The organism is Polaromonas sp. P3_C2 (assembly GCF_056402675.1).
The window spans coordinates 1-12,168 of record NZ_JBFUGX010000038.1; the positions used below are offsets into that span (position 1 = coordinate 1).

The following is a 12,168-nucleotide window of genomic DNA, read 5'->3' on the forward strand; positions in this document are numbered from 1 at the left end:
GTCTCCGGCGCCAATCGCTGGTTGTCTGTGTGCCCGACAACAGCAATGCGCATACCGGGAGACGACGCGCCCTTGGCGCGTATCTCGGCGGCTAGCGCCTCAATGGATGCTTTGGCGGCGGGCAGCAACTCGGCCTTGCCCGACACAAAAAGGCTCTGGCCCCTGGCTTCTTCCAGCGCCTTGTTGACGGAGGCCACGCTCTGCGGCAACTGCGCTGCGCGGCTGCGCATGCCTGCCGCCTCTTCCCGCGTAACGCCCGAAGGCAACGGGTAGTTGATGGCCGGCTGCACCTCCGCAGGCGGCGGCACCGAGAACAGGTCGATACGGCCATTGTCAATTCGCTTGCCGCTGACTTCGGTGGCGGCCCATACAGAAGACCCTGCACAAAGGACGCTGACGGCTACTGCAATGGTGTGTGTACGGAAATTCATTTCGCCGACTCCAGCTCGGTTTCAATCATCAAGGGATGGAGGGGTTCACTGTCTGTTTCCGCGCGCTCCTTCTTTCGTCTTTCCTTCCACAAGACCTGTATCCGGTCACCGATCGCCGACACGCGTTTTTCCGCAAGCCCCGCCGCCTCGGCGCCTCGGTGATAGGCAATGCGCAGGATGGATGGACGTGTCGCGAGTTGCGAAGGCAGCTTTTCCAGCACCGCGAGATACGCAGGCTGTAACTCCGTGCCGTCGTTCAGGAATGCAGAGCCGGAGAGTTCGAGCCGGACCACACGATGGACCGTCGCGCCGAAATTGAGCTTCACCATCTTGCCGCGTGTCACCCGTACATCACGCGGGTTTTCGGTTGTCAACCGATAGCCCGAAGGCAGGGTTCTTTCGTCCACCTTCATCACGAAGTTGGAACCGCGATCAGCGTTCGGGATTGCCGCGCAAGCCACGTGGAAACGTCCATCATGGTCGCTGGTAACCAGCAACCCGCGCGCAGTTGCAATGCGGACATTCGCGATGCCCGGCTCCCCCTCGTCCTGGTAGCCGTTGGCGTTCTTGTCGTCAAAGACCTTGCCGATGATGTCGGAGCAATCGAAGGTGGGATCGGGAACCACACGCACCGTCGCTGTGGCGGTGTTGGACACCTGGGCGTTGACCAGCGCATTGCGGGCTGCGACCTGATTCACGTAAGTGCCTTCCGACACACCGCTGCCCACCACCAGCAGCATGCGAAGCGTTTTGCGCTCACCTGCGGTAAACGTCTGGCCGGCCCAGGTGAGATTGCGTCCGCTCACCGTGGGCTCAAGTGCCACGCCGTTGAGCGATGCCGAGCCGGTGCGATACCTGAAGCCCGCCGGAATCACATCCACGATGTTGATGTTGCCGAGCACCGCATTCAGCGTGTTGGTCGCCGTGATGTTGTACGGCACCAGGTCGCCGCGGACCACATTGACCAGCGGCGTGCTCTTTGTCATCACAATTGCGCCGCCCAGCACCGGGTCCAGCGGGATGTGGTTATTCAACACGTTGGCCGAGCCTGGTACTGCGGCAAAAGTGAACGTGTAGAAGTACTGGGTCGTGGCCGCACCGCCCGCAAGGGCAAGGGTGTTGTTGGGGCAAGCTGCGGGGTTGTGCAGCGGCACGCCCGCTGTGGGTGCGAAGTTGCTGTTCTGCACCAACGCCGGATCTGGGCTCGGAGGCGCCAGGCCCACGCCCAGGGTCGCGGTACAGGCTGGAATGATCGCCGACGGACCGGGCAGGTAACCCGGTGGCGACGTCACCGTCAGTGTGTACAAGGTCGCGCCTGCCGGAGCACCGCCCAGCAACAGGAACTGGTAAGAACCATCAGCGCCCGTCGTCTGCGTCAGGCTGCCGCCAATCACATCGGCTGCGGTGAGGCCTGGGGCCGAGAGTGTGACGATGGCGTTGGGTACAGGCTGACGGCTGACCGCGTCGTAGATCACTCCGCTCGGATCCAGCGGCAGGCTCTGGGCCAAGGTTGTGGTACCGGCGGTTAGCGTGAGGCCTCTTAACGTTCCGTCGGTATTGTTCGCACCGGCCGGATTGGAGGTCGAATTCACCTGTCCATTCGTATAGGGCAATCCGGTCTCATTGGGCACCGGGCGTCCATAGATGCGCCCGCTTGTGGGCTCCCGAAAGCGGATTTGGTAACCCGAGCCCGGCGCCACACTGGAAAAGCTGTAAGCGCCGTTTGCATCGGAGGTTGTGGTGCCCACCACCACGCCGCCGAGTGTCAGCTCGACGATCCAGCCCGGGACCAATGGTTCACCTGGGTCCTTGATACGGTCATGGTTGAGGTCGCGCCACACGCTGCCTTGCACCGCCGCCACGTCGGAGATCGCCGTGGGGTCGGTTGCCGTGTTGTTGCCGGAAAAGCCGCTGGGCTCATTGCCGCCGGAGACCACCGCCGTGTTCACCAGGACCTGTCCGGACAAACCGGCAGCCACCGCAACACGTACCGTGATGACGGGCGCTGTGGCACCGGAGGCGATCACGCTGTTGGTGTTGCAGGTGACGGTGGTTGCGGTGTTGGAGCAGGACCAGGTTGCGCCGCCATTGACGGCAGCTACAGTCATACCCACAGGCAGGGTGTCGACCACCGTCACGGTGGCGGACGTTGCCGCTGCGCCGACATTGGAAACGGTGATGGTGTAGAAGCCTGTGCTGGATCCCTGGGCGAAGCTGACCGGCGCGTGCGTTTTGGCGATCGCCAGGTCAGGCGCATTGCCCGGGATTTCAGCGAAATTGTTGTCAGCTGACACGGCATTCGCGCTGGCGAGTGGAATCGTCGAAATCGAGGACACCGGGTTGGCCGGCAAGGTCGCCGTTCCGCCGGTACTGCCCGCGATGGTCTGGCCATTGGTCGTGCCGGTGGCCTGCGGCAGGGGCTGCGTCACGGTATAGGTCCCCTGCGCGAGCCCCGYAAAGCTATAGGTACCGTCGGCCAGCGTGACCGTTGACCTGGAGACAGCGAGCCCATTGATGTCGGTGCCCGTCAGATTGATCGTCTGTCCGCCGATGCCGTGATCGCTTCCATTCATCAGGCCGCTGTTGTCATAGTCCAGGAAGACCTTGCCGGAAATCGTGCCGCCATTGGACACCTCGGCGAAGTTGTTGCCGCTCGAAACCGTATTGGGCGGCAGCACGATGCTGCTGATCCGGCTCGGTGTGACAGCCGGTGTGGTCGCCGTTCCGGGTGTTCCGCCGTTCGGAACAGCGCCCGCGGTGGTAATGCCGTTAGAGGTGCCGGCAGGTTGTGCGGGCTCCACCACGCTGTAAGTTCCAGGCAAAAGGTTGCCGAACGAATAGCTGCCCGCCGCATCGGTGACCGTGGTCGCGACCAGCGCATTGCCTGCGTCCCGTAGCTCGATGGTGACGCCTGCGAGCGGATCATCCGCGCCGTCCTGCGCGCCATTGTTGTTCAGGTCCTTGAACACCTTGCCCGAAATGGTCGAAGGAACGACTTCGGCAAAGTTGTTGTTGGCGGAGCCCGAAATTTCGGCGGCTCCGCCGTCACCATTGAGAACCACGTTGGTGATCTGGCTGGTGGTAGCCGTGGGGTTGGATGCCGTACCGGCTGAACCCGTGCTGCCATTGATGCCACTGATGGGGCCGGCGGTCGTGATGCCATTGGTGGTTCCCGCGGGCTGCGCCGGCTGGCAAACGGAGTAGCTGCCGGCAGCCAGTGAGGAGAACAGGTAGTTGCCGAGCGCATCGGTGGTTCCTGTCGTCAGCAGTGCGCCACTGCAGTTTGCGCCGCTGCGCAGTTCAATGCCGACCCCGGCGATCCCCGTGTCGGTGCCGTTCTGAAAGGTGCCGTTGGGCGTGACGTTGTTGTCTCTGAAAACCTTGCCGGAGATGTAGCCAAGGGTGCTGATCGTCAACGTCGCATTGGCAGGCGCCTGGTTGTTGCCCAGATTCGTTTGTAGGGCACCGGCGGGAATGTTGTTGGTGTGTACGCCAGCCGTCAGCCCCGTCACATTGACATCAATCGTACAACCACCTGCGGGGATCGTGCCGCCGCTATTGAGCCTCACGCTGGTGGCGTTGGCGGCAGCCACGACAGTACCGCCGCAGGAGGTCGTCATGCCCGGAGCTGCCGTCAAACGGATCTGGCCGGGTGCCGTCGGCAGGACGTCGTCAAAATCCGCGCTCAAGGTCATTGCTGCGGCATTCGTGTTGCCGATGACGATGCTCAGGCGCGATACGCCGCTCGGTGGGATCACCGCAGGGGTGAACTGCTTGCCGACGGTCGGCGGGGTGGAGGTAATGAGCTGTGCGCTGGTGGGCTCCTGGTTGGTGACGCCCTCGGTGGTAGTAATGCTCCCGGTCGGGATGGTGTTGGTGTACACGCCCGAAATGTTGCTCAGAACATTCACCGTGACGGTACAGAACCCATTGGCTGCGAGTGTGGCCCCGGTCAGGCGAACGCTGGTGGCGGACGCTGCGGCAACAACAGTGCCGCCTGCACAGGTCGTGGCCGCCGCCGGCGTAGGCGCGACGACAAGTCCGGCGGGCAATGCGTCCGTCAGGGTCATGCCGTTGAGCAGCGTGTTGTTGGGATTGTCGAAACGGATCGTCATGACCGCCGCCGCACCGGGCGCCTTGGTGTCGGACCCGGTCGTGAACCCGACAGGATTGCCTGCGTCCAGCGTGCGGGCGCTGAAAGCCTTGTGCACCACAACTGGTGACCTCGCGCGCAGCGTATCGCTCGTAGGCTGGGTGTTCGCCAGGGCATTGCCGCCCGCGGTTGCCGTTAGTGCGTTGGCTGGAATGGTATTGACATAGTCGCCTTGCGCCGCCACAAAGACGTCGATTTCAACCTGGCAGGTTGCCGGCACATTTCCGGCCGCGGCGACGATGATGCCGCCCGAAAGCTGCACCGTGTTGACCGTCGAAGAGACCGTCGCACCCTGGCATGTCGTCGTCGGATTCGCGCCACTGGGAACGGTCACACCAGCCGGCAAGGTGTCGGTGACCGCCAGGTCGCTGACGGGCTGTGAAAGCGGGTTATAGAAAGTGATGCGCAAGCGGGACCGGGTACCCGGCGCCACCACGTTAGGCGTGAACTGCTTGACGATGCCAATGTTCGTGCTGATCGCCAGGCTGGTCGTTGCCGGGTTGGCATTGGTCAGGTTCTGGTCGGTGATGATGGCACCCGGCGGAATGGTGTTCGTGTTGCCACCGGTCACGGCAGACGTCACGTTGACCGATACCTGGCAGGTCGCGTTTGCAGCCAGGTTTACCCCTGACAGACGGACCGATCGCGCGCCCGCCGCAGCGGTCACAACCCCGCCCGGGCATGTCGTTGCGGTTGCCGGGGTAGGCGTCACCACCCACCCATTGTTGGTGCCGCCTGCAACACCGCCGACCGTGAAGTAGTCGGTGATATCCAGGTTGGTAACCGCCTGGGACCCGTTGGATATGTTGATCGTCAGCCGGCTCACCTGGCCGGGGAAAGCCAGGGAACTGATGGAAGTCGTTTTGCTGACGGCCAGGCCGGTAGGAGCATTGAAAAGCAGCGTGCCGACAACGGCGGTGACGTTACGCACGCCGCCGTCCGCGAGGATGCCGTTGGGGGGGATGCTGTTGACCCAGTTCGCGCCGCCTGTTGCCACCACATCAAACAGGAAAGCGCAATTTCCGCCGCCCGCCACATTGGCGCCGGTCAACGTTGCGCTGCCTGCCCCTGCAACAGCCGTGATGGACGTGCTTCCCGCGCAGGTCGTCTGCGCATTGGGCGGAGTGGCCAGCACCATGCCCGCCGGGAGCGGATCGGTCACACTGACGTTTGTCAGCGCGAGCGCGCTCGAATTCAGGAGCTGAACCGTGACCGTTGATTTGCCGCCCGAGGACACGCCGGGTGGATTGAAGCTCTTGTTCGCGGTCAGCGCGGAGGTGTAGGTCAGCTGGGGGGTGTTGGTTGATACCGTACCCAGTGTGTGTGTCGTGCCGTTCCCGTAGGTTTCGGTGCCGTCGACCGTCGCGGTGTTGTTATAAACGCCGGCCGGCCCTACGACATCCACCTGCAAGTTACAGCTGCCGTCCGCACCCGTGCCGTTGTTGGCGCGAGCCGGAACGGTGCCGCCGGTGATGCCGATCGAAGTGGAGCCGGCAACCGCCGTGATGGCGGGGGCGCCGCAGGTGCTTGCCGCGTTGGCCGGATTTGCGATGCGGAGCTGGCCCCCACCGCTGGTTGCCAATTGCAGAGTATCCGAAACCGCAACGTTGGTCAGTGGGTTCGCCGACTTGTTCGTCAGCGTGATGGTCATGCGGACAATGGTTCCCTCGGCAAACGTGCTGGCGCCGGGAGAGGACTGGGCAAACGCCTTCGTTGCTGCGAGCACGGGCGGGTTGGTGCCTACGCTGGTGGAATTGGAAGCACCCCCGTTGCAAGTGGCGCCGCCGTTGTAGCAAACCCCACCGGCAGCGATGACGTTGTTCGAGGTGGCCACCGCAACAGTGGACGCCATGGCCCACACGGTGATGGTGCAGGCACCCGGTACGCTGACACTGGTGCGGGCCGGGACGGTGTCGATGGTAAAGACCGGCGCATTGCTGCCCAGTGGGCTCGCAGAGTTGACGTTGCCGCAAGCGGCGCTGACAGTCGGCGTGTAATTAAGGCCGTTGATCGTGCCGGTGAGGAATGTCTGGCCGTTGGTGAAGTTGTCCGTCACCGATACGGTATTGATCGCACCAGCGCCGAAGTTTTGCACGGTGATCTGGTACTGGATCGGGTTGCCCGGCGCCACGGGTGTCGTGGGTTGTACCGATTTGAGAACACGGAGGTCGTCGGCAACCAGGATGGTGGCCGATACCGCCTGGCTCTTGATGGCGGGGTCGCCCACATCCACGGCGCCTTGGGGGATGCTGTTGGTGTAGGTCACCGGCACGCCGTTCGCCTGAACAGCCGCGGTGAAGTTCACTGTCACCGTGCAGCTGCCATTGGCGGGAATGGTCCCGCCGGTCAGCCTGACGCCTTTGTTGCTGTTGATCGCGGCAGCGGCGCCGCCCGCACAGCTGGTCACCGCCGATGTGACGTTTAACCCTTTTGTCGGGTCGACGCCACCAATCCCGTCGATCGGCGTGTCATCAAAGGTGGTGACAGTCAGTGGCGTATTGCCGCTATTGCTCAAGGTAAGGGTAAGAAAGCCCGAGGCACCGCTTGAAAGGGAGGTGCTGGGCGTAAAGCCCTTGGACACACCGAGCGGAGACCGGACCGTCACGCTGGCCTGCGCATTGGCCTGGGCGGGCAGTCCAAGCACATTGGTGAAGTCGGTGCTCCGGTTGATGATGTTGTTCTGGGCACCGGTCGAGAACTGGCCGTTGGTCTGGTTCGCCTCCACGTTCACAACGAAGGTGCAACTTCCGTTCGCCGGCAGATCTCCGGTGCCGGTCACACTGGTTGCGCCCGCTGCCGGTGCGGGATTGAAGGCCGGTACCGGACCGCTGGTGCACGTTGCATTCGCGCCTGGCGCTGCCGCGACCTTCATGATGGCGCTGCCGCCGAGCTGGGGAAAGTTGTCGGTGATGCTGAACCCGGAAATTGCCACCGGGTTCGGGTTGACCAGCGTGATGGTCAGAGGCGTCGAAGCGCCGCCGAGCACCAGCGTCGAGCTGGTGAATGCCTTTGAAATTTGCGGCTGCTGCAATGCCCTGACCACGAAGGTCTGGGAGACATCTCCTACATTGCTGCCGCCGCTGCTGGTCACCGCACCATTGAGGATTTGATACGCGTAGGAGGTTGCGTTACCCGTCGAGGTGCCGACCGTGACCGGAATGTCGATGACACACTGGCCGTCAATCCCGCCGGCGGCGGCAGGTATGGTGCCGCCAGCCAGGGCAAGCGCCTGCGTTCCCGGGTTGGCGGTTAAAGCCCCACCGCAACCATTGATGGCCGCAGACGCAACACTGAGGCCGTTGGGCAGAAGGCCAGGCAAGCTGTTGCTGAAGTCCACATTGGTGACGGGCACCGGATCGCTGTTGGACAGGGTAATTCGCAAGGTGGCCGTYTCGCCGGGATACATCCCTTGCGCCGGAATGATCGCGGTCACCGAAGCCGTCAAGGCTTGGGCCGCAACGGGCATCAATCCAATGGCCAATCCGAGAGCCGCAGCACGAAGCAAGGAGCCGGCAGCGGCTTTCGCCAGAAATTTCGAGGACAACATAGTAGGCAGTTCGACTCTTTGAATGCTTGGGAACCGTGCCGGTAAGCAGTCCGCAGGAGCACCGAGTCAACGCTGGCAGAGGACGCACTGCGTTTACTCGGCATGTCTCATGTCAGACAACGTACCGGTAACAAACAGTGCGAAGATTAACTATGTTGCGTTTTTTCTAATACTAAATTTACTACTTTGTTAGTTTGAAGTGACAAAAGTGGAACTTTTTAACAACCCTATTAGTTGTATATGTTTCTTTCTGTAATTTTTCGTTGTGCCGATGCAAACCAAGTGGACATTTTTGGCAGCAGGCGGAAATACCTGAAGAAACCGCTGTTGAGCCAGGCATGACTGCGGCTTTTGTGAACGGAATCCCTCACAACGGACAGAGGGGCGGCATCTACGGCCCATGCAGCTCCCGCAAGCGGGAATGGCCAATAACACCCGTGCGACACGCGCCGTACATGCACCGGCTGTCAAACGCAGACAGGTTGCCTGCGGCAGGGCTGCGCCTTTGAGGTTCGTCAGCCCTGATGCTTTTTCCTTTTGGATGGGGGCCGCCAGACCTTGGAACGGCCACTAAATCCGGACTTCTGGAGTCCGCCCTTCACACAGCGCAGGTCAACCTCCTCGCCGAGTTTTCAAGGGATTTTTTTTGCGCGCTGACGTTGGGGCCGGCGTGTCTTCCACCAGCGCGCAAGGTGCACCCTCAAGTCCTGATGTGGGTGGGTGATGCGCCGGATCGCGCCGGCATAATCCAGCGCCAGCCCGGGTGTCCACGCGATCGATTCGGCACGCACCCGTRCGCTTCCGGCCAGCCACATGTCGGGGTGAAAGGCCAGGCGCAGCAGGGTTCGCCAGAAAGGTKTGTCGGCAAATACACCTTCCATCGCGGCGTCGATAGCCTCGGTCACGACCACCGAGCAGTTCCGATGCGTCAGGTTATAGGTGTCGTCCTGACGGTACGCTTCCCAGAACGACTGCAGGTGGCTGCGGTTAAACAGGCGAAAGCGGATGCGAAAGGTTGAAGGGCGCGTCGCACCGGCTTCCTGCTCATAAGAGGGAAGCCACATCCCCGGATGGTCGTTGCTTTGTGTAGCGCGCACCTGGTTTACAAGATTGTGCTGCGTGATGGTCAGGCGCACGCGTGGATGGTGGCTGATGTACAGTTGCGGCCCGCACTCCAGCGCGACATGGCCGGTGGTAACGCTGCCTTTGCGGGAGAGGGCCGCAATGTACCGGTCGACCAGCGGAAGGCGGATGCGCTCTTCGCTTTGATCCACGGCGGTCCAGATGTGAACCACCATCTGTTCGCCGGGCATGCCGGCACCTGCGGGCGGGGCGGATGGGGGCGTACTGGCACCCATCTCCCTTTTCCTTTTATAGAGCTCAATGGCCGCAAGCCGTGACCCCGGCGGCAAGCGTTGCAGGCGCCAGGCGCCGCGCATCACGACGTAGCCGCCCGCCATCAATGCAAGGCCGGTGCAAAAAGACACGTTCATCGCAGAAGGCAGGGGCCAGTCGGTCACCAGCAATATCGCCATGACCAGATAACCCCAACCGATGACGTTGGAGATGCGCCAGTTCGGATACCGGATTAAAAGACTTGACGCAATACGCACCAGTCCGTTGAAGGTAAAAGCAGCGGCGAAAAGAACGGCTGCAGCAATCGAATTGTCCCAGGGGAAATCCAGCAGCAGACAGGCAAACACCACCATGGCCGCGCCGCGCAACATTTCAAAGCGCCGCCGCGCACGTGTGTGTGTGGTGCCTATCACCAGCTCCACCAGGCCTTGCAACAGCAACACGGCGCCGAACACCCAGCCTGCCATGTCGGTCACGCCATCGACCAGGTCTATCAGCACCACGGCACCCAGCAACACCGCGAGCAGGCCCGCCACCAGAAAGATCTTCCAGCGCTTCACGAGCGCATCGCCGCCAAAAAGGGTTAGTGCAAGTCTGAACATGTTGGTGCGGTGACCGCCGGGACCGTGCTACGCGTCAGGGGAATGCGTAGCTCGCAGCGCCCAGGCTTCACTTCAAAGAGGGGAAGTCAACCACATAGCCATTCATTGGCATGGTTGCACGCTGGACGGCCTGCTGCTGCGGCAGCGCGGTCCACAGCACTTTGCCCTGCTCGGTCGCGTCCGTGGCAACACCCCTGGCCGTGAACGCGTCGATCACGTAGGGCACGCCCTGGGATGACAAGGGACCGATACCGTCCGACACGTGGAAATGCAGGTGCGGCGCCGTGGTGTTGCCGGAATTGCCCAGCAACGCCAGCACCTGGCCGCGCCTGACGCGGTCGCCCACGCGCACCTTCAGTGAACCCGGCTGCAGGTGTGCATAAAACGCGTAATAGCCGCGCCCCAGATCGAGGATCACATGGTTGCCCGTCACGTTCTGCATGGTCGTGTCGGGTGGCAAGGCATTGGGCACCCGCTCAGGCAGCCCGTCGAGCACGGAAACCACTTTGGCATCCGCCACGGCAATCGCTTTTTGCCCGTAGGTCGGCCAGTTTTCGTTCTTGTTGCTGTCGCCGTTGCTTTGCTGCGAGTTCGCGTCTATCTTGATCCAGTCGATCGCAAACCGCTGACTGACATAAAGAACGCCGTTCACCGGGATACCGGCACGCCGGTGCGGCGCCTCTTTGCAGCAGCCATTGAATGCAACCCAGCCGGTCCCCTCAAGCGGCGGGCCGATCAGCGGAGCCGGCCGGGTGCTGACGGAAACATTGCCACCGGTCTGCGTGGTCTGAACGCTGCTCTCACCGGCAGTTTTGACGGCTGCCGTGAGCTTGATTTCGGGCCCGGCGGTGACCACACGGTGCGACAGGACTTTCGGAATGGCCTGACCGGCCTCCAGCACCACGTCAATCCAGAACAAACCGGCCTGTGCCGCGCCGATGCTGTCACCACCCGCGCCGTCCAGCAACGAAAAAGTGCCCGCAACATCCGCCCCGGCGACGGTGGTCAGCACCTTGCCCGAAGCGGCATCCAATACCTCCAGCGATACCAGCTTGACCGGCACGGCCCGCGCATTGGTGACCTGCAGCTCGTAATCGATGTGCACACGCCCATCAGCGCCGCGAAAAGGCACGGGGCGTGAGGCGGCGCTCAGCAGTACAGGAGTGTTCTGGTCATGCGCACCGGCAAATTCCAGGTTGTTCAGTCCGGGTTTGGGTCCTGCCGCAAAGGCGTGCAGACCTCCGGCAAGTACCAGCACGGCCACAAAAAAACGACGCATGCGATCCTCCTTGTGATGGCGGGGCCATCATAGCGCCAAGCATCGCACCGTCGAAGCATAAGAGCGTGCCGCGCGAAGGGATCCCTTCGCACGGCACATGGGGAAAAGATCACCGGGCAATCGTGCTGAAGTCTGCACGCCTTCCGGTCTTTGACTGGATCAGCGGTTGCTGTAGTCGGGAGACTGCTGCTGCGTGACCACAGGGGCCGGCGGCGGCTTGGGACCGTAACTGGCGCCATCCTGGGTCCGCAAGGTCGACCCTTCCACTGTCACGCGGCTGCCAACGCTGGGAGCGCGGGCAACTTCTACCATGCGTTGGGAACCGTCTTCCATGCGCACGCCGACCTGGTAAACCGTTTCCTTGCGAACATGCCCTTCGATGGCGTTGCCGGCGAAACCGCCACCCACCGCACCCAGGATGGTGGCCGCCGTACGCCCACCGCCATGGCCGACCTGGTTACCCAGCACGGCGCCCAGCACGCCACCCGCCACAGCACCTACGCCAGGGCCTGCCGGCTTGGTGGAACGCTCAACCGGTGTCACTGACTCCACCGCACCGCATAGATGGCACACAGGCGCCGGCGCCACAGCGACCGGTGCAGGGTAAGGGGCCGGTGCGGGCGAAATACCCGCATAACTCGGGGCGGGTGCCGGTTTTGGCGTCGGCTTGACCACTTTTTTGGTCGGCACGGGCGCGGGCTTGGCGGGTGCGGCAACCGGCTTTTCAGCCATGTCGTCCGCCACATTGCTGGCCGCGGCCATGGGGGGCGCCACTTGCGGCGCGGCTTGCGGTGCTGCGA

5 protein-coding genes are annotated in these 12,168 nt (G+C 62.6%); all 5 read right to left on the minus strand.

What is annotated here, in order from left to right; all coding sequences use genetic code 11:
• The coding region (locus AC1DWI_RS03285; RefSeq protein ID WP_477724365.1) for an OmpA family protein at positions 1 to 431 on the minus strand (431 nt) is incomplete at its 3' end.
• Positions 428 to 8,131, minus strand: coding sequence for a DUF7933 domain-containing protein (locus AC1DWI_RS03290; protein ID WP_477724366.1), 7,704 nt, complete (start codon positions 8,129 to 8,131; stop codon positions 428 to 430). The genes AC1DWI_RS03290 and AC1DWI_RS03285, both read right to left, overlap by 4 nt.
• A gap of 632 nt (positions 8,132 to 8,763) precedes the next feature.
• A complete protein-coding gene (locus AC1DWI_RS03295; RefSeq protein ID WP_477724367.1) occupies positions 8,764 to 10,089 on the minus strand; it encodes a DUF308 domain-containing protein in 1,326 nt (441 codons plus the stop codon).
• Positions 10,090 to 10,156: 67 nt separating this feature from the next.
• Positions 10,157 to 11,368, minus strand: a complete 1,212-nt coding sequence (locus tag AC1DWI_RS03300) for a M23 family metallopeptidase (protein ID WP_477670301.1) — start codon at positions 11,366 to 11,368, stop codon at positions 10,157 to 10,159.
• A gap of 159 nt (positions 11,369 to 11,527) precedes the next feature.
• Positions 11,528 to 12,168, minus strand: a 641-nt coding sequence (locus tag AC1DWI_RS03305; protein WP_477724368.1) for a glycine zipper 2TM domain-containing protein, incomplete at its 5' end; no start/stop codon positions are given.

Bases quoted from the DNA above. Each gene is read 5' to 3' on its own strand.
- AC1DWI_RS03300 (WP_477670301.1), bottom strand. From the start codon at position 11,368: ATGCGTCGTTTTTTTGTGGCCGTGCTGGTACTTGCCGGAGGTCTGCAC.